The sequence below is a fragment of the uncultured Proteiniphilum sp. genome (assembly GCF_937873925.1).
In the GTDB taxonomy this organism is placed as follows: Bacteria; Bacteroidota; Bacteroidia; order Bacteroidales; family Dysgonomonadaceae; genus Proteiniphilum.
On the sequence record NZ_CALNAT010000151.1, the window covers coordinates 1 to 24,167 of the forward strand.

At 47.0% G+C, this 24,167-nt stretch carries 22 protein-coding genes; 16 read left to right on the plus strand and 6 right to left on the minus strand.

Annotated features, from left to right (window positions below; translation table 11 throughout):
* The first annotated feature begins 66 nt into the window (after positions 1–66).
* The 3 genes from Q0502_RS10295 to Q0502_RS10305 all read left to right on the plus strand — a co-directional run bounded on the left by Q0502_RS10295 (position 67) and on the right by Q0502_RS10305 (position 3,357).
* The gene (locus Q0502_RS10295; RefSeq protein WP_298650362.1) at positions 67–1,227 is read left to right on the plus strand and encodes an aminotransferase class I/II-fold pyridoxal phosphate-dependent enzyme; all 1,161 of its coding nucleotides are present in this window, start codon (positions 67–69) and stop codon (positions 1,225–1,227) included.
* A 186-nt stretch (positions 1,228–1,413) separates the two neighbouring features.
* Entirely contained in the window at positions 1,414–2,490 is a 1,077-nt protein-coding gene (locus Q0502_RS10300) for a bifunctional 3-deoxy-7-phosphoheptulonate synthase/chorismate mutase type II (protein WP_298650364.1), read from the plus strand.
* A 93-nt stretch (positions 2,491–2,583) separates the two neighbouring features.
* Positions 2,584–3,357, plus strand: coding sequence for a prephenate dehydrogenase/arogenate dehydrogenase family protein (locus Q0502_RS10305; protein WP_298650366.1), 774 nt, complete (start codon positions 2,584–2,586; stop codon positions 3,355–3,357).
* A 32-nt stretch (positions 3,358–3,389) separates the two neighbouring features.
* Here Q0502_RS10305 and Q0502_RS10310 read toward each other — a convergent pair whose 3' ends face one another.
* From Q0502_RS10310 to tgt, 3 genes are all read right to left on the minus strand, one after another.
* The gene (locus Q0502_RS10310) at positions 3,390–4,199 is read right to left on the minus strand and encodes a peptidylprolyl isomerase (RefSeq protein ID WP_298650369.1); all 810 of its coding nucleotides are present in this window, start codon (positions 4,197–4,199) and stop codon (positions 3,390–3,392) included.
* A 190-nt stretch (positions 4,200–4,389) separates the two neighbouring features.
* A complete protein-coding gene (locus Q0502_RS10315) occupies positions 4,390–5,493 on the minus strand; it encodes an LptF/LptG family permease (RefSeq protein WP_298650372.1) in 1,104 nt (367 codons plus the stop codon).
* Positions 5,490–6,620 carry a tRNA guanosine(34) transglycosylase Tgt gene (gene tgt / locus Q0502_RS10320; RefSeq protein ID WP_298650377.1) on the minus strand — a complete coding sequence of 377 codons (1,131 nt, stop codon included), beginning with the start codon at positions 6,618–6,620 and terminating at the stop codon, positions 5,490–5,492. The genes Q0502_RS10315 and tgt overlap by 4 nt, the downstream gene beginning before the upstream one ends.
* A 373-nt stretch (positions 6,621–6,993) precedes the next feature.
* Here tgt and lipA point away from each other — a divergent pair, with 373 nt between their 5' ends.
* The 13 genes from lipA to Q0502_RS10385 all read left to right on the plus strand — a co-directional run bounded on the left by lipA (position 6,994) and on the right by Q0502_RS10385 (position 20,153).
* Positions 6,994–7,857, plus strand: a complete 864-nt coding sequence (gene lipA, locus Q0502_RS10325; protein WP_298650380.1) for a lipoyl synthase — start codon at positions 6,994–6,996, stop codon at positions 7,855–7,857.
* A 181-nt stretch (positions 7,858–8,038) separates the two neighbouring features.
* Positions 8,039–8,719 (plus strand): lipoyl(octanoyl) transferase LipB, encoded by a 681-nt coding sequence (lipB, locus tag Q0502_RS10330; protein WP_298650383.1) that lies wholly within the window; start codon positions 8,039–8,041, stop codon positions 8,717–8,719.
* 101 nt (positions 8,720–8,820) lie between these two features.
* Complete coding sequence (locus Q0502_RS10335; RefSeq protein WP_298650386.1) at positions 8,821–9,816, plus strand: AAA family ATPase; 996 nt, start codon at positions 8,821–8,823, stop codon at positions 9,814–9,816.
* Positions 9,817–9,837: 21 nt separating this feature from the next.
* Positions 9,838–10,707, plus strand: a complete 870-nt coding sequence (locus tag Q0502_RS10340) for a DUF58 domain-containing protein (RefSeq protein WP_298650389.1) — start codon at positions 9,838–9,840, stop codon at positions 10,705–10,707.
* Positions 10,708–10,709: 2 nt separating this feature from the next.
* Positions 10,710–11,780, plus strand: coding sequence for a hypothetical protein (locus tag Q0502_RS10345; RefSeq protein WP_298650392.1), 1,071 nt, complete (start codon positions 10,710–10,712; stop codon positions 11,778–11,780).
* A 2-nt stretch (positions 11,781–11,782) separates the two neighbouring features.
* On the plus strand, positions 11,783–12,766 hold the full coding sequence (locus Q0502_RS10350; RefSeq protein WP_298650395.1) for a VWA domain-containing protein: 984 nt from the start codon (positions 11,783–11,785) through the stop codon (positions 12,764–12,766).
* Positions 12,767–12,781: 15 nt separating this feature from the next.
* Positions 12,782–13,804 (plus strand): VWA domain-containing protein, encoded by a 1,023-nt coding sequence (locus Q0502_RS10355; protein ID WP_298650397.1) that lies wholly within the window; start codon positions 12,782–12,784, stop codon positions 13,802–13,804.
* A gap of 198 nt (positions 13,805–14,002) precedes the next feature.
* Positions 14,003–14,728: a tetratricopeptide repeat protein gene (locus tag Q0502_RS10360; RefSeq protein ID WP_298650399.1), complete on the plus strand. Its 726-nt coding sequence runs from the start codon at positions 14,003–14,005 to the stop codon at positions 14,726–14,728.
* A gap of 72 nt (positions 14,729–14,800) precedes the next feature.
* A complete protein-coding gene (locus Q0502_RS10365) occupies positions 14,801–16,657 on the plus strand; it encodes a BatD family protein (RefSeq protein ID WP_298650402.1) in 1,857 nt (618 codons plus the stop codon).
* A gap of 151 nt (positions 16,658–16,808) precedes the next feature.
* Complete coding sequence (locus tag Q0502_RS10370; RefSeq protein ID WP_298650404.1) at positions 16,809–17,639, plus strand: SH3 domain-containing protein; 831 nt, start codon at positions 16,809–16,811, stop codon at positions 17,637–17,639.
* A gap of 130 nt (positions 17,640–17,769) precedes the next feature.
* Complete coding sequence (locus Q0502_RS10375; RefSeq protein WP_298650407.1) at positions 17,770–18,468, plus strand: phosphatase PAP2 family protein; 699 nt, start codon at positions 17,770–17,772, stop codon at positions 18,466–18,468.
* Positions 18,469–18,603: 135 nt separating this feature from the next.
* On the plus strand, positions 18,604–18,894 hold the full coding sequence (locus Q0502_RS10380; protein WP_298650410.1) for a DNA-binding protein: 291 nt from the start codon (positions 18,604–18,606) through the stop codon (positions 18,892–18,894).
* A 113-nt stretch (positions 18,895–19,007) separates the two neighbouring features.
* On the plus strand, positions 19,008–20,153 hold the full coding sequence (locus tag Q0502_RS10385) for a universal stress protein (protein WP_298650413.1): 1,146 nt from the start codon (positions 19,008–19,010) through the stop codon (positions 20,151–20,153).
* 79 nt (positions 20,154–20,232) lie between these two features.
* Here Q0502_RS10385 and Q0502_RS10390 read toward each other — a convergent pair whose 3' ends face one another.
* The 3 genes from Q0502_RS10390 to Q0502_RS10400 all read right to left on the minus strand — a co-directional run bounded on the left by Q0502_RS10390 (position 20,233) and on the right by Q0502_RS10400 (position 24,157).
* On the minus strand, positions 20,233–20,739 hold the full coding sequence (locus tag Q0502_RS10390) for an OmpH family outer membrane protein (protein WP_298650415.1): 507 nt from the start codon (positions 20,737–20,739) through the stop codon (positions 20,233–20,235).
* Positions 20,740–20,807: 68 nt separating this feature from the next.
* Positions 20,808–21,320: an OmpH family outer membrane protein gene (locus tag Q0502_RS10395; RefSeq protein ID WP_298650417.1), complete on the minus strand. Its 513-nt coding sequence runs from the start codon at positions 21,318–21,320 to the stop codon at positions 20,808–20,810.
* A 173-nt stretch (positions 21,321–21,493) separates the two neighbouring features.
* Entirely contained in the window at positions 21,494–24,157 is a 2,664-nt protein-coding gene (locus tag Q0502_RS10400; RefSeq protein ID WP_298650420.1) for a POTRA domain-containing protein, read from the minus strand.
* Positions 24,158–24,167: the final 10 nt, after the last annotated feature.

Consider the following 24,167-nt stretch of genomic DNA (forward strand, 5'->3'; position numbering starts at 1 on the left):
TACAAAAGATTTCAAAGAACTATTTTTTTATTTAAGTGCCCACTAATGATAATTTATAATTAAAAAATGAAGATAGAACCTGCCGAACATATTAAATCGATTTCGGAATACTATTTTTCGGTGAAGCTGGCGGAAGTCGCCCGCATGAATGCCCAGGGGAAGGATGTGATCAGTCTGGGGGTAGGCGCCCCTGACCGTATGCCGTCGGACGAGACCATCCGGACACTTTGCGAAACCGCGAGACGTCCCGATGTGCATGCCTATCAGCCCTATACGGGTATTCCCGAACTGAGGAGAGCATATGCCCAATGGTACGGAAAGATGTATCAGGTGGAGCTGGCGGAGGAGGAAGTATTGCCGCTGATCGGTTCGAAAGAGGGTATCCTGCATATCTCAATGACCTTTCTCAATTTTGGGGATGGCGTCCTTGTGCCTGATCCCGGTTATCCTACCTACCGGTCAGTCTCGAACCTGCTGAGAGCGCAGGTGATACCCTACGATTTGCTGGAAGACAATAACTGGGAGCCCGATTTTGAGGCGCTGGAGAAAATGGATCTGTCGAACGTGAAGCTGATGTGGATCAACTATCCGAATATGCCTACCGGCGCCAACGCGTCGGTGGAGTTGTTCGAAAAACTGGTGGACTTCGGTAGAAGGCATGATATTGTTATCTGCCATGATAATCCCTACAGCTTTATTCTGAACGACCAGCCGATGAGTATTCTGTCGGTGCCGGGCGCCAAGGATATCTGTATTGAACTGAATTCATTGAGTAAATCACATAATATGTCGGGCTGGCGTATGGGAATGCTGGCATCCAATCCGCAATTTGTAAAATGGGTCCTCAAGGCAAAAAGCAATATCGACAGCGGTCAGTTCAAGCCGATGCAACTGGCTGCCGTTGCCGCATTGTCGAATCCGGATGAATGGCATGCCGCGATGAACGCTACCTATGCGGAGCGCCGCGTGTGGGCGGAGAAGATCATGGATCTGCTGCAGTGCAGCTACGACAAACGCCAGGTGGGACTTTTCGTATGGGGCAGGCTCAGGGCGGATGCTCCGGATAGTAAAATATTTATCGATGATATCCTTTACAGTGCGAGGGTGTTTATTACACCGGGAGCTATCTTCGGCGATAATGGGGTACGGTTTATCCGGATTTCACTCGGCTCGTCGGCAGAGAAACTGGAGGAAGCGTACCAGAGGATAAAGAAGTATGTTGGTTAGCTGATTTACTGATTTAACGATGTGAGGATGAATAGGGCAATATGCCAATATGCCAATATGCCAATGAGTCAATATATTGATAAATTAAAAACGAAAAGTGAAAAACGAAAAGTGAAAAATTTGGGGATACCAATTTTTCAGTTCTAATTTCTGAATTCTAAATTGCAACTATAATAAAACAGATATATGAATTTCGAATCAATCTTATTACCCGGTATAGACGACAAGAGGCCGCTCGTGATTGCCGGTCCCTGCAGTGCGGAAACGGAAGAACAGGTGATAGGCACTGCCCGGCAACTGGTGGCTGCCGGAGTGAAAATATTCAGGGCAGGCGTGTGGAAACCCAGGACTAAGCCGGGCGGTTTTGAAGGAGTGGGCAGTCCCGCGCTCAGATGGATGATGGAGGCTGAAAAGGAGACCGGCATGTACATGGCCACCGAAGTAGCCACTGAAAAGCATGTCTATGAGGCCTTAAAATATGGGATCGATATGTTATGGATCGGCGCACGTACGGCGGCAAATCCTTTTGCAGTACAGGAAATCGCCGATACGCTGAAGGGGGTGGATATTCCCATACTGGTAAAGAATCCTGTCAACCCCGACCTGGAACTGTGGATCGGCGCTTTGGAACGGTTGTACAACGCAGGGATAAAAAGATTGGGCGTAATACACCGCGGATTCAGCACAACCGATAAGACCATATACCGTAATCTTCCCCAATGGCATATCCCCATCGAGTTGAAACGGCGTTTCCCTACACTACCCATGCTATGTGACCCGAGCCATATCGGAGGGGATCGCAACCTGATCTCGAAATTAAGCCAGCAGGCTATGGATCTCAATTATTCAGGATTGATCATTGAGTCGCACTGTTCACCAGACGATGCCTGGAGCGATAAGGCGCAACAGATCACACCCGCTGCCCTTAAAGAGGTCCTTGGCAACCTTGTGATCCGCGATACGGTACAGACCACGGAAGACCTCTCCGTATTGCGTGACCAGATCGACGAACTGGACAATGAACTGTTGCAATTGCTGGCCAAGCGGATGCGTGTGTCGAGGGAGATCGGGCAGTATAAGCTGGAGCATGATATGCCTATCCTGCAGACGCAGCGGTATGATCAGATACTGACCGACCGCGCCGGCCAGGGCGAGCGGATGGAGATGTCGGGAGATTTCATCAAAAAGGTGCTGGAAGCCATTCACTCGGAATCGGTACGTCAGCAGATGGTGGTCATGGAGAGAGCAAAAAAGGTTCAATGATTTGATGATTTATGATGTGACGATTTGTGGGTTTATCTGCTAATCTGCTAATCGGTAAATCAATAAATTACTAATCAGAAATATCCCAAATATATGAAGATACTAATTCTCGGAGCCGGCAAGATGGGATCGTTCTTTGCCGATGTGCTCAGTTTTGAGCATGAAGTGGCGGTGCTGGATACCGATCCCCAAAAGTTACGGTTTATTTATAACACGCAACGCATGACCGATGCGGCCGAAGTAAAAGGTTTTGCCCCGGAGCTGGTGATCAACGCCGCCACGCTCAAATATACCATTCCGGCATTCCATAACGTATTGTCCTATCTGCCGGAGACATGCATCCTGAGTGATATCGCTTCGGTAAAAACCGGATTGGAGGAGTTCTACAGGGAGCGTACCCGCCCGTTTGTCTCCACCCATCCTATGTTCGGCCCCACTTTTGCCAGTCTGAGCGACCTGAGTACGCAGAGCGCTATCATTATTTCCGAATCGTCGCATCTGGGAAAGGTGTTTTTCAGGGACTTGTACCAGCACCTCAAGTTGAACGTGTTTGAATATTCATTCCGCGAACACGATGAGACCATTGCCTATTCACTTTCTATCCCTTTTGCATCGACGCTGGTGTTCGCTTCTGTGATGAAACACCAGGATGCGCCCGGCACCACCTTCAAACGGCATATGGCCATCGCCCAGGGGCTGTTGTCGGAAGACGATTTCCTGCTCACCGAGATACTGTTCAACCCCTATACCTCGGAACAGGTAGAGCGGATCCGCACGAAGTTGAGGGAATTGCTCGATATTATCGGTGCGAAAGATTCCGAACGGATGAAAGGCTTTCTGACAGAGGTGCGAAAAAATATTGAGTGACCGGCCAGGGTAGGCTTCGGACAAACGTACAGTTACTCTACATAGATCCTTATAATTTTAGCATCGGTTTCGGGGCGGCTGTTGCCGTCGACAGGCAGGGCGGCGATCTTATCGATCACTTCCAACCCTTCGGTTATCTCCCCGAAAACGGTATACTTTCCATCTAAGCGGTCTATGCCGCCCAGAGTAGTATATGCTTCTTTCAATCCTTCGGGAAGAAAGAATTTACCCGGAGCTATCGCGTAGAGTGAGTCCACCACACCTAAAAGCGAGTCTAAGAGTGCGTTGAATCCTCTTGCGTCATTCGCTTCTTTCAGTTTGTCCAGCTCTTCTCTGTGCGGTAAATAATGGGTGCGTATAAGTTCGTTCTTGATGGGGACATTTACAGCCATTTCCATGGTGTCGAGCCGTCCTTGCGTATAGACTTTCCCTTGTACGATGTAGAGTTGTGAAGCATCCGATTTTTTCTGCGGATTTTCGTTATCTCCTTTTCTCGGGGCAGCCAGCGCCCCTTTCTTATGGAACCTGTTCTTGCGGAATTCCGGCATCAGTTCCATATCGGTACGTCCGCCGCCAATCTGTGCGCCGGCAGGAGCATTGCGTGAATCCTGGGCTCCTCCCTGTATGACGAAATCCTTTACTACCCGGTGAAAGAGAGTGCCGTCGAAATAGCCCTCCCTGATCAGTTTCAGATAGTGATTGCTGTGCACGGGCGTATCATCGTATAATATGGCTTTCATTGTGCCGTAATTGGTCTCGATGACAATGGCCGGATAATTTGTCTGCGCTTTTGTCTGCCATGCCACCACAATCAAAATAAAAATCAGTATATTCCGTATCATATCATTTAGATTAAAGAGCTAAACTAATGTGCTAAATTGTTAATGTGCCGATTTACTAATTGAATTACTCATCACCAAATCGTGAAATCAACAAATTGTCACATCGACTCATCATTAAATTATTTAACCTTATTAATCCCATTAGTCTTATGGGCACATTATTCACATCGTCATATCGTTCACTCACAAATCAATTCGGCGCTCTCTTATACAGATATAACGCTATTCCGGTAAAGATGATATTCGGTATCCAGGCGGCAATAAACGGGCTCATTCCTCCTTTCACGGCAAAGGTGGAACTTATGGTCATAAAAAGGATATAGGCCATACTTAACACCAGTCCGATACCAATATTGAGCCCCATCCCCCCTTTCACTTTTCTCGCTGAGATCGACGCTCCGATAATGGTAAGGATAAACGCCGAGAACACGGAGGCTATCCTCGAGTGATATTCTATCTGGAATGCCTGGATATTTCCCAGCCCCCGTTCTTTTTGACTCCGGATGTAACGGCGGAGCTGAGGTGAGGTCATCATCTGCTGGTCGGTCTTGGCGATGATGAAATCGTTGGGAACGATCTGTAAGGTGGTGTCTATTGATGTACCTTTGGTGATGGTCTCCTTCAGTCCCTCAAAGCGCCTGACCTGATAGTTGTTAATGGTCCAGTGATAAGCCGAGTCGTAGCGGATCGATTGTGCCGTGAGCCTCGACGCCAGTTGAAGGCTGTCGAAATGATCCATGGAGAAATTGTATCCCGTTTTGCTGGTCATGTCAAAGTTTCCGAAGTAAACAATGGTCTGGGGTCCTACCCTGAACTGGATATCGCGATCGCCCAGCACCTTTTTCCGCGGATCCACATAGGTCTGCTCGAACTCAATGCGTGTGGCATTGGCCGGTGGGATCAGATAGCTCCCGAAGACAAAGGAGAAGATGGCGACCACCAACGCGGATATCATGTAGGGTTTCATTAATCGTTTAAAGCTGATGCCGTTCGACAGGATGGCGATAATTTCAGAATTGTTCGCCATCTTGGAAGTAAAAAAGATGACGGCAAGAAAGACGAACAACGGACTGAACAGGTTGGTATAATAGGGAATAAAATTGAAATAGTAATCGAAGATAATACCCTCCAGTGAGGCATTGTTGGTCATGAACTTGTCGATCTTCTCGTTGATGTCGAACACCACGGCGATCGAAATGATCAGGGCGATCATAAAGACATACGTTCCCAGGAACTTTTTAATGATGTACCTGTCTAACCGTTTTAATTTCAGAAAATCGTTCTCTTTCTTCATAATCGTCTGGTCACATTTTCTACCATCACCGGCTTCCACTCCGAAAAATCACCGGCGATGATATGCTTTCTTGCCTCCTGTACCAACCATATATAAAAGGCCAGATTGTGGATGGAAGCGATTTGCAGGCCCAATATTTCGTCGACGTTGATAAGGTGCCGCAGATAGCCTTTACTGTACAGATTGTCTACGAACGAAGCTCCATCCTCTTCGATGGGTGAAAAGTCGTTTTTCCACCGTTCATTGCGCATGTTCATCACTCCCTGTTTGGTAAAGATCTGCCCGTTACGTCCATTGCGCGTGGGCATGATACAATCGAACATGTCCACACCGCGCTCGATGGCCTCCAGGATATTTTCCGGCTTACCTACCCCCATCAGGTAGCGCGGTTTATCTTTCGGCAGTATCTCGTTAACCAGCTCTACCATCTCGTACATTTTTCCGGTAGGCTCGCCCACGGCAAGCCCTCCGATGGCATTACCGTCCGCTTCTTTGGCCGCCACATTTTCCGCCGCACGGCGGCGGAGATCGGGATATACGCAACCCTGCACAATGGGGAAAAGCGCCTGCCCGTGTCCGTAGGGACATTCCGTTTCGTGGAAGCGGGTCAGACAGCGGTCAAGCCACCGTTCCGTAAGGTCGAGTGATTTTTTCGCATAGGCGTAATCGGCATCCCCGGGGGTACACTCATCGAAAGCCATGATGATATCGGCGCCGATGATCCGTTGGATATCGACCACCTTTTCCGGTGTGAAGAAATGCCGGGAGCCGTCAATATGCGATTGGAACTCGGCTCCCTCTTCCGAGAGTTTCCGGTTTTCCGTCAGTGAGAATACCTGGAATCCGCCGCTGTCGGTAAGCATCGGCTTGTTCCAGCTGTTAAAGCGGTGTAAGCCTCCGGCCTGTTGCAGGATCTCCATTCCCGGACGCAGATAAAGATGGTAGGTGTTGCCCAGAATGATCTGTGCTCCGATATCTTCTTTCAATTCGCTGATATGTACTGCTTTTACGCTTCCTACGGTGCCTACCGGCATAAACACGGGTGTCTCCACCTCTCCATGGTCGGTGGAAATTAAGCCCGCCCGGGCATTCGATCTGGGGTCGGTATGTAATAGTCGGAAATCCAATATGATCTGCTCTAACTGCGTTTTAACGGCAAAGATAAATCTTTTGCGGTTACAAACAGTAGGGTAGCCGTTTAAAAATAGTTAGGAGTTAATACTAATGTGCCAATGTGACTAATGTGATTAAACGGTTTGATGATTTTGAAATTTGAAATTTGAAATCCGAGATGCGGGAATCTGGAACTTGAAATCTTGAATCTTGAATCTGGAAATTATGAAATTTAATCGTATGCAAGGCCGATAATTGGGTAATACCCGAATAAAGTCGTATTTTTGTTCTCTGTATAGCATTTTAAAAAGTCACTTTTTCGTTGTGCTGCAGGCAGGATCTGTTTTTTTATCTGTCTGATGCGGCGGAAGAAATAAGTTAAAGAATATGGAGAATAAACCCGAATTAATGGTAAGGAAGCCGGATTGGCTCAAAATATCGCTTCCCCAGGGGAAGCAATACCTGGATGTAAGAGAGATTATCGCAAAAAAAGGACTGCATACGATCTGCGTAAGTGGGAAATGCCCCAACCTGTCGGAATGCTGGGGCAGGGGAACCGCTTCCTTTATGATCTTGGGCGATATTTGTACGCGTGCGTGCAGGTTTTGTTCCGTGAAAACAGGCAGTCCGCAGGGAATAGTCGATTGGGGCGAACCGGATCGGCTGGCCGAGAGCATTGAGAAGATGAACCTGAAGCACTGTGTGATTACCAGTGTGGACAGGGATGACCTGCCCGATCTCGGCGCCGGTTTCTGGGCGACTACCATCAGACGTGTCAAAGAGAGAAACCCCGGGGTGACGATCGAGACCCTGATACCCGATTTCAACGGGGAGTCAGTCCTTATCTATAAAGTGATAGAAGCGGGCCCCGAAATCATATCGCACAATATGGAAACCGTAAGGCGCCTGACGCCGAAGGTACGTAGCCGTGCCAAATACGATGTCAGTCTCAGGACGATAGAGACGATCGCGAAGAGCGGCAAAGTGAAACCCAAGTCGGGTATGATGGTCGGTTTGGGAGAAACAGAAGAGGAGATGCTGGAGACGATGGACGACCTGATCAACGTAGGGTGCCAGGTGCTCACGATCGGTCAATATCTTCAGCCCACCAGAAAGCACCTGACGGTAAAGGAGTATATATCGCCGGAGCAGTTTCGGAAATACAAGGCCATCGGATTGGAGAAAGGGTTTAAGTTTGTAGAGAGCGGTCCGTTGGTCCGTTCTTCCTATCATGCGGAGAGACATGTTTAATGTGCCGATGTGCCAATGAGTCAACGTGAATAATGAGAATAAAATAGAACGGTGAAAAGATAGATGCTTCGAATGATAAAGGATAATGTGCTTCACACGATAAAAAAGATAGAACACTGAAACTCTGAAAAATTTGAATCTGAATTAAGAATCTGCGTAGCCAAATCTGGAATATTGAATAATGAATGAAAAAGTGATTTTTGAAAACCTCGGACGCATCCGTTACAAGAAGGCGTGGGATTACCAGGAAGAGCTGTTCGAATCGGTAGTCCGGGAAAAATCGGAGAAGAAGGAAGATAAAAAGCAGTATCTCCTTTTTTGCGAACATGAGCATGTGTACACCCTTGGTAAACATGGTGACAAGCAAAACCTGCTGATTGCCAATCATGTCTGTAAAAGCAGGAATATCGACCTGCATACCATCGACCGCGGAGGGGATATCACCTATCACGGGCCGGGGCAGTTGGTAGCCTATCCGATCATCGATCTGGAATCGTTCGGGATGGGAGTGAAAAGTTATATCTCTGCTCTTGAAGAGGTGGTGATAGAGACGTTGGAATCCTACGGGATCAAGGGTGAGAAAGACGACAAGGCAATGGGAGTATGGATTGACGCAGGCGATCCGGTCAAAGCAAGGAAGATCTGCGCCATCGGTGTGCGGGCAAGCCGTTTTGTGACGATGCATGGCCTGGCGCTCAATGTTAATACCGATCTTTCCTATTTTAACTATATCAATCCCTGTGGGTTCAGGGATCGCGGTGTGACTTCCATGCAGAGGGAACGGGGGAGTGAAACCGACTTTGAGGAGGTTTCCGGCCGGATGAAAGAAGCTTTTGCCCATCGCTTCGAAATGGAGTTATAATACAGACTTAAACATTTTTAACCCTGAAACTATAAGAATCCTCTTTAACATTTCTAATTTTGTATGTCGAAAAAAAATCCACACTTCAATAATAAAAAAGTATGAGCCAAGTTGTCGATATTAAGGAGCTAAATGAGAGAATAGAGCAAAAAAGCGGCTTCGTCCAGACCCTCGTTGCCGGGATGAACCATGTGATCGTGGGACAGAAACATCTGGTGGAGTCGTTGCTGATCGGATTATTGTCGGACGGGCATATCCTGCTGGAAGGAGTACCCGGGCTGGCGAAAACCCTGGCTATTAAAACGCTGGCTCAACTGATCGATGCGGATTACAGCCGTATTCAGTTTACCCCCGACCTGTTGCCTGCCGATGTGATCGGAACCATGATCTACAGCCAGCGCAATGAAGAGTTTCTGGTGAAACACGGTCCCATTTTTGCCAACTTCGTGCTGGCCGATGAAATAAACCGTGCTCCCGCCAAGGTGCAGAGCGCACTGCTTGAAGCAATGCAGGAACGTCACGTCACCATTGGCGAACAGACCTATCCGCTGCCCAATCCCTTCCTTGTGATGGCAACACAGAATCCTATCGAACAGGAGGGCACTTACCCGCTGCCGGAAGCGCAGGTAGACCGTTTTATGCTGAAGGTGATCATCTCCTATCCATCCAAGGAGGAAGAGAAACAGATCATCCGGCAGAATATTTTCGAACCGCTTACCATAGATAAGGCGGTTATCTCTAAAGAGGCCATTTTAGAGGCGCGCAAAGTGGTGAGGGAGGTATATATCGATGAAAAGATCAGTAAGTATATTGTAGATATCGTGTTTGCCTCACGTTTCCCCGACCAGTTCGGTATGGCGAACCTGAAAGAGATGATCGGCTTCGGGGCATCACCCCGTGCTTCCATTAACCTGGCGCTGGCCGCCCGTGCCTTCGCCTTCATCAAACGCCGCGGCTATGTAATTCCCGAAGATATCCGTGCCGTATGCCATGATGTGCTTCGCCATCGTATCGGTCTTACTTATGAAGCCGAAGCCAATAACATGACTTCCGAGGAGATCGTCAGTGAGATTCTGAACAGGGTAGAGGTACCGTAAGGAGATAAAAGGCAGTTACACATGGAGACGACCGAACTACTTAAAAAAGTACGACATATAGAGATCAAGGCGCGGGGCCTTTCGCGGAATATCTTCGCGGGAGAATACCACTCTGCGTTCAAGGGACGTGGTATGGCTTTCTCTGAGGTTCGGGAGTACCAGTACGGAGACGATATGCGCGATATAGACTGGAATGTGACGGCGCGTTACAACCGGCCCTATATCAAAATATTCGAAGAGGAACGTGAACTTACTGTAATGCTGCTGATCGATGTGTCGGAGAGCCTGGGCTTTGGCTCCAAATCGCTGTTGAAGCGCGATATAGTGGCGGAGATCGCGGCAACGCTGGCATTTTCCGCTATTCAGAACAACGATAAGATCGGGGTTATTTTCTTTTCCAATAAGGTGGAGAAATTCATTCCTCCAAAAAAAGGGAAGAAGCATATCCTATTCATTATCCGTGAGATACTGGGATTCAAGCCTGAAGGTAACGGGACGGACCTGAACGTGACACTCCGGTATATGACCAATGCCATCAAAAAGCGGTGTACCGCTTTCCTGATATCGGATTTTATTGATGCGGGCGATTACAGGCAGGCGCTCCGGATTGCCGCTAAGAAGCATGATGTGGCGGCTATTCAGGTGTACGATACGCTGGGTACGGAACTTTATCCGGTTGGGCTAATGAAGGTGAGGAATCCTGAAACGGGAGAGGAGCGATGGATCAACACCTCCTCTAAAAAAGTGAGGGACCGGTACCGGTCATGGTGGAGCGATCTGCAGGTATCGATGAACAACATCTTCCGCCAGAGCGGGGTAGACAGTGTGTCGGTCTCGACCGAAAGTGATTACGTGAAGTCGTTACTGCAATTATTTAAACAAAGAAAGTAACTTTGGGACGGAAAGAACAACATATTAAATTATTACATAGGGCAGCTGCGGTTGCTCTATGCCTTATATTCGTCACTTCCCTTGCCGCGCAGAAGGCTTCGGTACAGGCGACGGTACAGCCCACTGAAATTCTGATCGGGGAACAGGCGCTGGTCAACCTGAAGGTAATCACCCCGAAAGATAAGATCATCCATTTTCCGGTGTACGAAAAGGAGATGATTCCCGGTATCGAAGTGATTGCCATGCTGCCACCCGATACTACTATTGAAAACAATGTGATGACGCTCAATTTCAAGTACGTGGTCACCTCCTTCGATTCCACCTTGTACCATGTACCCTCTATCCCGATTTTCGACGGTACCGACACTATCTTCTCCAATTCGTTCGGATTAAAGGTCACATCCCCGGAACTTTCCGATTCCACGCTGGCCTATCTGGAGCGGATCCATAAGGGGGAGACCGATTCTATCGATTTCAGGCAACTGCAACTTAACGATATAAAATCCGTACGGAAAGCGCCCTTCGTATGGACAGACTACCTCTGGATATGCTGGATTATATTGGGAATTGCGCTGATACTTGGCTTGATAGGTGTTATTATCTATCTCGTCCTGAAGAAAAAGAAAAAAGGTTATTTCTTTAAACCTCCGGTGGTGTTGCCGGCACATGTGCGTGCTCTCAGCGAACTGGACAGGCTCAAAGCAGAGAAAATATGGCAACAGGGGAGGGAGAAAGAATTCTATAGCCGACTGACGGAGGTCCTTCGCTTCTATATCTATGAACGGGAAGGGATCAATGCAATGGAAATGACTTCGGGAGAGATCCTGAATGAGATACGGAAAACAACGGATGTGGAATCGGCGTATGAAAACCTGAAACAGATCCTGTCGACTTCCGATCTGGTGAAATTTGCAAAATACAGGCCTTATCCCGATGAAAATGACCTGAGCATGGTAAATGCTTATTTCTTCATAAACCAGACCAGAGAGCCTGATCCCATTACGAAGGAAGGGGAGCCGGAAGGAGAGGAAGAGAGTGGAAACAAACCGGATAACAGTATTAAAAGTAAATAAGAATGGAATTTCTGCATCCTGAATATCTATATCTGTTGCTGCTGATTATCCCACTAATCGTGTGGTATGTGTTGCGCCTTTCGAAGACCCAGGCTTCGTTCAAACTGGCTTCTACCAGCGCTTTCGGGGAAATGAAGCCTGATTTCAGGGTTTATATGCGCCATTTTCCCTTTGTATTGCGGTTGCTCTCCGTTGCGTTGATCATCGTTGTAATTGCCCGTCCGCAGTCGGTCAACAGTTGGGAAGAGACGGAGACGCAAGGTATCGATATAGTGATGGCGCTCGACGTATCAGGTTCCATGCTCGCGCAGGACCTGGAACCGGATCGCCTGCAGGCGGCCAAAAAGGTGGCGGCTGAATTTATCACCGACCGCCCCAACGATAATATCGGATTGGTGATCTTTGCCGGGGAGAGTTTCACGCAATGTCCGCTCACCACCGATCATAAGGTTTTGTTGAATCTGCTCAACGAAATAGAGTTCGGCATGATAGAGGATGGTACGGCGATCGGACTCGGGCTGGCTACTTCGGTGAACCGGCTGAAAGATAGTGAGTCGCAGTCGCGTATAGTGATCCTGCTTACCGACGGCACCAATAACAGCGGTCAGATCGCTCCCCTCACCGCCGCTGACCTGGCACGTTCCTATGGCATCCGTGTCTATACGGTGGGAGCAGGAACCAAAGGAATGGCCCCGACCCCCGTAAATACGCCATATGGGATCAGGGTGCAGAATATGCCTGTGGATATCGACGAGAAAACACTTACCGAGATCGCTGCGATGACCGGAGGACAATATTTCCGGGCGCAGGATACCGAAGGGCTTCGCCAGGTGTATGACGAAATCGATGAGATGGAAAAATACCTGATCAGCGTGCAGAATGTGACACGCCGCAAGGAATTATTTCTTCCTTTCGCGCTGGCTGCCCTGGGATTGATATTGTTGGAATTGTTATTACGAAGAACGTGGCTAAGGAGTATACCTTAATAAAATGCGATAGATATGTTTAGATTCGGAAATCCGGAATATTTATGGTTGTTCTTCGCTATGCCTCTGTTGCTGGCGATATACATCTATCTGAACATCAGGAAACGAAAAGACGTACAGAAGATGGGTAATCTGTCCACGCTCAAGAGGATGATGCCCGAACTGTCCCTGAAACGTTCCTACCTCAAATTCTGGCTTATCTTCGCGGCGTTGTGTGCCGGCATCTTTATGATTGCCCGCCCGCAATTCGGTACAAAGGTGGAGACGGTTGAAAAAGAAGGGATTGAGTTGGTAATAGCCATTGACGTATCCAATTCGATGCTGGCCAAAGATGTGTCACCTGACAGGTTGGCGAGGGCTAAACAGATTCTCTCGAGGCTGATCGACCTGCGCCGGAATGATAAGATAGCGCTGATCGTATTTGCAGGAGAGGCATATGTTCAGATGCCACTGACGTCCGATACCCAGTCGGCAAAGATATTTCTCAACACCATCGACCCGAGCCTTGTCCCGATACAGGGTACCGCGATAGGGCAGGCGATCAGCCTGGGAGTGAGTTCTTTTTCGGGTGACCAGGAGATGAGTAAGGCGATGGTGATCATCACCGACGGTGAAGATCACGGGGGAAGCGCCGTTGATATCGCTGCGGAAGCGGCAAAAGCAGGCGTGATGATCAATGTGGTGGGGATCGGTTCGCCCGACGGTTCGCCGATACCCTCCACGGAATATGGCAGTAACTTTATGACCGATTCCGAAGGCAATGTAGTGGTTTCCCGCCTGAATGAACAGGTGGCGATGGAAATAGCGCAGAGCGGAGGGGGATTATATGTCCGGGCCGATAATTCCAACAGTGCCATCCGGGCATTGGAAACACAGCTCGATGAGTTGGAAACGGGCAAGACTACCAACCTCTCCTATTCGGAATACGATGAGAAATTTTCCATGCTTGCCTGGATCCTGTTGATAATCCTGTTGGTGGAGATTCTCGTTTATGACAAGAAGAATCCGCTGTTCAGGAATGTGAGGGTGTTTAAGTGAAAAATGAAAAGCGAAAAACTAAAAGTGAAAAGGTGAATTTGATGATTTGACACAAGATAGTGTGCTTCTCATGATAAGGGATACAGGATAGAAGATAGCGAGCTTCGTACGATAGAGGATAAATAAATTGCCCTAAGAAGTTCGGAAGCCGGATCTTGAATTTGAAATCTTGAATCTGAAATAATAAAAAGGAGTCGAATGAACAGGTTTATTATAAAATACATCTTATTTCTTATGGTAGGGATGATGCTTCCTGTAGCTGTTTCCGCGCAAAAAGATGTCCGGAAGAACATCCGCAAAGGGAACAAGGAGTACCGGCAGGAAAAGTTTTCTGACGCGGCGAAATTATATGAAAAGGCGGTGGAAGAAAATGCCGCCTCCAAAGAGGCGAATTTTAACCTCGGGAATGCACTCTACCGGCAAAAAGAGTGGGATCAGACTATTGAGAAATACAATCACTATATCTCACTGGAACAGGAAAATCCGGTGGAAGCCTCTGCCGGATGGCATAATATCGGGAATACGATGCTGCAAAAGAAAGAGCTCCAAAAATCCATGGAGGCTTATAAAATGGCATTGCGGTTGAACCCTCAGGACGAGGAGACGCGGTATAACCTGGCGGTGGTGCAGAAGATGATCCAGGATGAAGAACAGGATCAGGGCGGGGGAGAGCAGGATCAGCAACAGGAACAACAACAGCAAGACCAGCAACAGGAGCAACAGCCGCAGCAGAATGAACAGGATCAGGAGCAGCGCGCCGAACAACCCGAGCAGCCCGAGCAGATGTCACGCGACAATGCCCGGCAATTGCTTCAGGCGATAGAACAGGATGAACGGGAAACGCAGGAAAAGGTGCAACAGATAAAAGCCAGGGAGAGAGAAGAGCAGGCTGAAAATAACAGGAGGAATAATAAGAATTGGTAAAAAATAATTGATGAATGTGCTAATATGCCAATGTGCCAATGAGTCGATATATTGATAAATTAAAAGTGAAGAATGAAAAATGAAATAAGCCCTATGAAGCGTATCTATATATTTTTTCTTCTTTTCGCTGTGTTGCTTACCGGTGCCGGCAAGGTATCTGCACAGGTAACATTCAAGGCTTCTGCGCCGGCGACGGTAGTCGAAGGGGAGCAGTTCAGGTTAAGTTATATCTTGACGAATAAGGAGGGGAGGGATTTTCGTCTGGCCGATATTCCAGATTTTGAGATTCTCTTCGGCCCCACACCATCTACCAGTTTCAGCCAGCAGACTGTGAACGGTAAAACCACTTCCGAAAGTTCTGTCGCCTATACTTATATCCTGAGGGCGAAAAAAACGGGGAAATTCACCATTCCTCCTGCATTTATCAAGGTGGACGGGAGTAATTACGAATCCAATTCCCTGCAAATAGAAGTGCTTCCCCCCGACGAATCATCATCGCAGAGGTCTTCTGCGGGTGGGGGCCGGAGCGAAGAGCGTTCATCCGGTACGGCCACTGTTTCGGCTAATGATGCTTTTATCAGGGCCATTGTCTCTAAGAACGACCCCTATGAACAGGAGGGATTTACCGTTACATTCCGGCTTTATACCACATTGAATGTGGTGAATTTCGGGAAGATACAGTTTCCAGAATTCGAGGGTTTTATGGTAGAAGAAATTGACCTTCCGTCGAACCAGCAATTGCAGTTGGAGCGGTACAACGGAAGAAACTATTATACGGCCGATCTTCGCAAGACACTGTTGTTCCCTCAGCGGTCGGGCCAGATATCCATTCCGCGCGGAAGTCTGGAAATGGTCTTTTCAGTCCCGTCAGGGAGAAAGGTGTCCACCTTCTTCGGCACTCAGGAGGTGATGGTGGATGTGAAGAAAGAATTGGCCACAAATCCCTTATCGATCAACGTAAAACCCCTTCCGGCAAACAAGCCTGCCAGCTACGCCAACGCGGTAGGCACCTTCACAATGAAATCCGGTATCAATTCCACGGAAGTAAAGGCCAATGAAGCGATCACCGTGATCTTGGAAATATCGGGCACAGGGAACATGAAACTGATACGGGATCCTGAAATAGAATTCCCCAACAATTTCGAGGTGTATGACCCTACAGTAGCTAACTCTTTGAATGTGACCACTAACGGACTGGCCGGGATCAGAAAAATTGAATATATGGCTATTCCGCGTTACGAAGGAGCCTATACCATACCGTCCGTAGAATTTACTTATTTCGATCCGAACAAGCACCGGTACGAAACACTGACCATGCCTGAGCAGAAGCTGCAGATAGCGAAAGGGGATCCGGGCAGCAGTACGGCAAACACCTTTGTAAACCGGCAGGATGTGAAGGTAGAGCAGGATATACGTTTCCTGAAGACAGGCGAGCCGGCCTATCTTTCGGGAACTACATTCTTCGTGGGTTCATTGAACTACTGGCTAGGGTATCTGATCCCGCTGATGATACTGATCCTGTTGTATATCATTAACCGGAAGCAGGCGCGTGAAAATGCCAATGTGGCGTTGATGCGTACCCGGAAAGCAAATAAAACGGCTATCAAGAGATTAAAAGCGGCAAACAGGTATCTCAAAGAACAGGATAAGGAGCATTTCTACGATGAAGTACTCCGCGCGATATGGGGATATTTCAGCGATAAACTGTCCATATCGCTGGCACGCCTTTCAAGAAACAATATCGAAGAGGAACTGTCGCGAAAAGGAATCAGTGAACAGCTGGCAGGCAAGTTTATAGAGATTCTGGATACCTGCGAATTTGCCCGGTATGCCCCTGCCGAAAGTAATGCGGAGATGGACCGGATTTACAACGACACGGTGCAAGCTATCGGCGAGATGGAGAACAGATTGAGGAAAGTAAAAAGTTGATGAGTTGTTTTATTGATATAAAGATGTGATAATTAAAATTTTCACTTTTAACTATGTTGATTTTCTGTTGTCACTCGGCAGAGTTCAAGTAAACTTGACTCTGCACTCGTTCCTAAGAAAATTCACTTTTGGTTTTTAGTTTACTCAAATTATGATACGGAATATATTGATTTTTATTTTGATCCTGTGCTGTGGTGTGGAGATGGCGGTGGGGCAGGAGGTTTCCGATACCGTTCCGCAGGCCGGCAATACTATGCCAATCGTTACCGGAACGGTATCGGAAGGCACGCCGGAGGCTGCTGCCCAGGCCTACCGCGATCGGGACTATAAAGAAAGCATAGCGCTTTATGAAGAGATTATAGCGCAGGGAATAGCTGAAGACCGGGTGTCGGCACAACTTTATTATAACCTGGGGAACGCCTATTTCCGGGATAATCAACTGGGAAAAGCGATCCTGTACTATGAGAGGGCACTTCTTCTTGATCCGGGGGATGGTGATATCCGGCATAATCTCCGGTTTGCACAGAATCGTACTGTAGACCGCATAGACACCGCTGCCAATCTTTTTCTTACCAACTGGTTCAGGGGGGTCAGGAATATGTTCAGTTCCAATCAATGGGCTACTACTGGCATTGTGCTCTTCATCCTCTTTCTGACTTGTGTTGCCGTCTATCTTTTTATCCGTTCGCTCTGGGCAAGAAAGAGCGCTTTTTATGCTGGGATTGTGTTTTTGGTGTTGATGATTACGGCAAATATCTTCGCCTTTAGTCAGAAAAGAGAACGTATCCGGAGGGACTCTGCCATTGTAATGGTGGGAGCCGCAACGGTCAATGCATCGCCAGATACGAGCAGTAATCAACTTTTCGAATTGCATGAAGGCACCAAAGTAAAGATCAGAAACAGTGATGGCAACTGGTTCGAAATTCAGATTGCCGACGGCAGTGTGGGTTGGATTCACCAACAAAATCTGGAGGTGATATAAACTAATGTGCCAATGAGAATAATATGTCAATAGGTGTAATATATTGATTGGAGGATTTTGATGGTGAAATTTCGGAATTCCAAATAGTCTTGGTTCCTGACTCTCGGTTCTTGGATCTAAAATAAAAAATATGAAAGAATTTGTGGAAGGATTACTTCCTTCAGAGCGCGATCTCTTTTTTGCCCTGAACGGCAGCGAGTCGTTGTTTCTGGACAATGTGATGTGGACGATCAGCGGCCGGTTTATCTGGATCCCGCTTTTTCTTTTTATCCTCTTTATCTTTTTTTACCGTACTCGCCCGAAGGAGGCCATCCTGGTCACGCTTTTCTTTATTCTCGTATTCGTGGCTACCGACCAGATCTCATCCTCTTTTTTCAAGCCCTTCTTTGAACGTTTCCGCCCTACCCATCATCCTGACTTCATGGATACGGTAGATATTGTGAACGGCTACAGGGGCGGCAGATACGGCTTTATTTCGGGGCATGCCACCAACAGTTTCGGGCTTGCCGTATTCCTTTCCCTGGTATTCAAAAACCGTCTGGTGACACTCTGTACAATTCTGTGGGCGATAATCAACAGCTATACCCGCATCTATCTTGGGGTACATTTTATTTCGGATATTCTGGCGGGAATGATGGTGGGGTCTCTTGTAGCGCTCCTTTTATACACGATTTATACAGCACTGAGAAAAGCCCTTATTGGTCCCCCATCATTCCGCAGGCATACCGCTTACGGCAGGAAAGAAGGTACGGTACTGGCTGTTTTTATCCTTTTATATCTGCTTGTTATTACCATTTTTAGTCCTTTTTTAGCAACTTTACCTCATTGAAGATGTTATACAGGTAACGACGCAACATTTTCGTAAAGATTCTAATAAAAAAATTTGGTTTCTCTGTTTTTTTGTGTATGTTTATGGCATGAATAGATTACCAAATTGCATTATTAATATAAAGAATAGAAAGCCATGGCAAGAACAATTACTTTTAACGAGTTGAGAGAACTGAAAGACAAACTCCCTGACGGTAGTATCCACCGGATAGCCACGGAATTGGACATGAAACCCGAAACCGTGAGGAATTATTTTGGTGGATACAATTACAAGGAAGGCAAGAGTGTAGGAATACATATTGAGCCCGGTCCCAATGGTGGTATTGTTGTGCTCGATGATACCACTATCTTTGATAAGGCGTTGAATATTCTTGGTCTTAAAGATTATCCCGAACCCGATTCGGTTGAAACCGAAGAGGTAGAATAAAAAATGAAAACCCATTATTGATCACTTTCCGGTTCGATATTGGGTTTTTATCTCTGAATTAACACAGGCGTTTGTAGGAGATACCTCCTCCGGATGCCTAAAAAGATGATAGTATGGAAAAAGATAAAAAAAAGAGCGATTCAAACGACGAAAAGTTGGTTACCGTTGCCATCCATACGTATGAAAAAGCACATATATTAAAATCAATCCTTGAATCGGAGGGAATTCCGGCGGTCATACACGGTATAAAGATGATCGACCCGGTAGTACCCGGAAACGTACGTGTGCGGATCAACGAGAGTGATCTCCCCAGAGCACTCCGGATCATTGAAGAGGTAGATTTTACCTCGGATATGGAAGCGAAAGACCAGATAAAGATGAAGAAAGAGATCCTCATTCCGGTCGACTTCTCCGATTATTCTCTGGTCGCATGTGAGTTCGGATTTCGTCTGGCACGTGATCTGGACTGCGAAGTAAAACTGTTGAATGCTTTCTTTACCCCTTTCTACCCTGCATCGGTGCCCTTTGGGGATACTTTTACCCTGCAGACTACCGATAAAGATCTTTTTCAGGACGTCAGAAACAGGACGGAAAAAGAAATGCAGAGTCTGGTGGAGAAGATTGAGAACAGGATTGCCGCCGGTTCCATACCGGAAATATCTTATAAAACCGCGTTGGTGGAGGGCCTGCCTGAAGAGGAAATCATTACCTATTCCAAGAAGATGCGTCCGACTGCCATTGTGATGGGAACGAGAGGAAAGAATGCCAAGGAACTGGACCTGATCGGGAGTGTTACCGCTGAAGTGATGGATGGTTGCAGGACCCCTGTTTTTGCTATTCCTGAGGGGGCCAAAATAAGAAGTCTTTCCGAAATGAAAACTATTGTTTTTCTTACCAACTTCCAGGAGCGTGAGTTCAAGGCGTTTGATCTCATGATGAAATTTCTGAAGCCATATCCTATAAAAGTGTACCTGGCACATATTGCAAAGAAGGAGGACGTGTGGAACGAAATCAAATTGTCGGGTATTCAGAAACGTTTTTCCGACATTTATCCCCATTTGGAGATCGAATATAAACTGATCGATCAGAATGAGGGGTTGGAAGTGACACTCGACAAGTTCGCGGAAGAGAACAAGGTAGACATGATATCCCTGTCGAGCTCACGGCGCAATATTTTCGCAAGGATATTCAATCCGGGAATTGCAAGGAGAATGATATTCCATTCCGATACGCCCCTGCTGGTGATAAAAGGGATGTAAATTTACTCTCTTCTTTATCCGGATACAAAAAAGGCTCTTCGCATGCGCGAAGAGCCTTTTTTGTAGGAATTTACCATTATCAGATGCCCAACTTCGTTTTTACCTGTTGTGTAATGTCTACGGCCGTGGGTGTGATATACATGAATGGAGATTGCATGGAAGATACGTCGTAAACAAAGGTGTATTTGTTTTCATCTCCTACCGCTTTGATAGCATCCATTATCTTTCTATTCAACGGCTCGAGCAGTTGTTGACGTAGTTGCCCTATTTCCTGCTGGCTGTTTTGCATGTAGGTCTGGTATCTCTCCTGTATCTGGCCCACTTGTTTTTGCTGGTCCTGTTTCACAGCATCAGAGGTAGCAGGATTTTTTTCAAATTCTTCTATTTTCTTGTTGAATTCGTCCTCCAGCGCCTGAATGTTTTTTGTGATCTCTTCCTGCTTTTTGCCAAGTTGGGTTTCAATGTTCGGAATTTCGGGCATCGCAGCAAAAATCTCCTGTGCATTGACTATGGCAATTTTCACCTCTTGCGCCATGGCTGCCAATGGCGCCAAGGCAATAAACAAAATCAATAATTTCTTTAACATGATTACTATTCCCTATTTTTTAGTTGGTAATTCGATAAAAAATCGGCTACAAAGATAATCTATTTATTTTAATAACCTAACTTTGAAAGCACCTGATCGCTGATATCAATGCTGGGTGAGGCAAAAATGATCGATGTAGCGGAAGCTCTGTCTACCACGATCGTATAACCCGATTCGGTGGAAATTTCCTTGACGGCTTCATAGATATCATCCTGTATGGGTTTGATGAACTCTTCCTGTTTTTTAAACAATTCACCTTGCGGTCCGAAATATTGATTCCTGAGTTCCTGAATGGCATTCTCTTTTGCTACAATTTCGCTTTCACGTTTGGTCTTTTCATTTCCTGCCAGGAACACAAGATCAGCCTGGTATTTTTTATACATGGCATCGACTGCTTCCACCTCTTTGTCCACTTCGCTCTGCCATTGTTGTGAGAATGACTCTAGCTGTTTATTGGCGCTCTCATAGGCTGGTATCCTTTTCAGGATATATTCCATATCGATCAGGGCGTATCTTTGGGCATAGGTGTTCCCCACTGCCAACGCCATGAATATCCCTATTAAAAAAAATACTTTCTTCATATGATTTTATTTTTTATTCTTTACTCTCAATAAAGACGGTTTCGTAAGTGAAATGTTTACAGGTACCTTAATAAATTATGTTAAACCCGACCGGGAGGGTATAAACTCCCCTGGCGTGACGGGTCAGACCATATCTTTATCTGACCCTGTCAATGGCTCGGAGCGGATAATTATCAGAATTCCTGTCCGATAATAAAGTGGAACTGGCTGCCGCCCCTTTCTCTGGTACCCCGTCCGTATACCGTGTCGAACCCGTATGCCCAGTCGATCCCCATCAGTCCGATCATCGGCAGGAAGATACGTGCACCTACACCTGCAGAGCGTTTCAGGTCGAAAGGATTGAAATTTTTTACTTCCCACCATGCATTCCCCGCTTCCAGGAATGCTACCCCATATATGGTGGAATTGGGTTCCAGAATAAACGGATAGCGTAATTCCAGTCCAAGACGTGTATAGGCACGGGCCTGTGTGGCAACGGAATTATTCTCATATCCCCTTAACGCCACATTTTCCGTGGCGAAAGTACCGGTATAACCGGTCATCCCGTCGCCACCCACATCGAACGTTTCAAAGGGAGTCTGCTTGTTTTGATTATAGTGCCCCAGTATTCCGAACTCGACCCTTGTGGCTATTACCGGTGTTCTGGTGACCGTCAGGGGAGTCAGTGGGGTAAAGGTACGGATTTTCAGTTTCCATTTATGATATTCGTTCCATCTGTATTTTGCCGGATCGGTGTCAGCCATATTGGTGTAATCCTTTCCGTCCCACAATGAGAAGGGAGGAGTGGCATTGACGCTTAAAGTAAACTGGGAACCGACGCGCGTGTATATAGGGCTGTCTGTGGAGATACGCGATAGCGTAAGGCCGAGGGTGACACTGTTGCTCGTCCCTGTCTGGAACGGGAAGGAGTTGTATCTCCAGTTTTTTAACCCGTAGAGCTGGTAGCCTAATTCTGCCATAAACTCGAAGTAATCATCGGGCCATTCGAGCCGCTTTCCGTATCCCATTGAAACTCCTACCATATTGAACACCTGATTCGGGTCGTAAGCGTATTCCATCGCATCCTGATATCCGTAGCCGCCGTATCCGTACCCTCCCGATCCGCTATAGTAAGGATAACTACCGTAACCATACATATTGTTATAGAGATTCTGGCTGTAATATTGATCGCTCAATCCGGTCATCCGTGAATAGTAAACGCTGAATGAGAGATTATTCGGCCTTTTCCCTCCAAACCAGGGTTCTATGAACTGGAACTGGTAAGATTGATAATATTGGCCGTTGGTCTGTGCACTCAGTACCAGTGTCTGTCCTTCTCCCTGGGGAATGATTCCCCGGTGCATAGAGGGGTTCAGCAGATTTTGCAGCGAGAAGTTATTCAGGCGTAAGCTGAGTTTTCCTACCAGTCCGGTCACACCCCAGCCGGCTGAAAATTCGATCTGGTCGTTCCCCTTCGATGTCAGCGGATAGGTAATATCCACGGTTCCGTCTTCGGGATTGGGATTGATTCCCCCGGAGATGTCGGACGACAGAGCCTCCGGATCGAAGTGTCCTGTCTGTGCAATCTCACGCACTGAACGCAGGAGGTCTTCTTTGCTGAATACCGCACCCGGTTTTGTCCTTAACTCACGGCGGATAATATCTTCATAGAGGCGATCGTTTCCCTGGATGATCACCCGCTTGATCGTTGCTTTGGGACCCTCTATCACTCGAAGCTCGAGGTCGACGGAGTCGTTCTCGATATTGATCTCTACCGGGTCGATGTTGGAGAACAGGTATCCGTTATTCTGGTACAGGTTGACGGCCGCATCTTCATCGGAGATCAGCCTCTCCTGCAATTTCTTCTGGTTATAGACCTCGCCGGGAGACATATTGAGCAGTTGTCCCAGTTGTGAAGAGGGATAATGCGTATTTCCCACCCAGTTGATGGAGCGGATATGATACAGGGGTCCTTCCTCCAGTACGATATCTATATTTACCGTTTTCTCATCATGTTTATAAACCGAGTCACGAATAATCTCCGCATCGCGGTATCCCTCTTCATGATATTTATCGATGAGTTTATTCTTGTCCTCCTTATAGAGATCGTCCACAAACTTTTTGGCACGGAAGAGATTGATCAGCTTTCCCTTCTCGTTGGTTTTTTTCATCGCCCACTTCAGTTTGCGGTCTGAGAGCGCTTCGTTCCCTTCAATATTGATACTGTTTACCTTCAGTTTCTCCTTTTTATCGACCGCAATCTCCAGAATAACCTGGTTTTTCTGTGTGGAATCGGGGCGTTGCATGATACTTACTTCCGCGTCACCAAACCCTTTTTCCGAGAAAAAGCTTTTAATGATCGTTTCTGCGCGGGATATCTGAGGTGGGGTAATCTGATTTCCTTTGACCACACCTAACTTTTTCTCAATATCTTCCTGTTCCCCCTTTCTCATGCCTATATAGCGGATATCACTTACGCGCGGGCGGTCAGTCAGATGGATTTCCAACCAGACACTGTCGCCCTCGACCTTACTCTGCAATATCTTTACATCAGAAAAAAGCCCATGCCGCCAGAATTTTTTAACGGCATTGGTGATGTCATCTCCGGGGATCTGTATTTCCATCCCTTTGGACAGACCGGAAAAGCCTACAAGGACAAACTTCTGATCCTCATACATCGTACCTTCCACACCCGTCACATCGATATCGGCAATGTAATATTTCTTGGGAGGAGCGGTATAGTTCACGGCCGGTTTACCGGGAACGGACGAGGGTATGGTGTCATTGGTCTGCGCGATCGACACAAACTGCGACAGCATGATAAATAACAGAAGTAAATAAGATATTTTCTTCAACATTGTGATATAT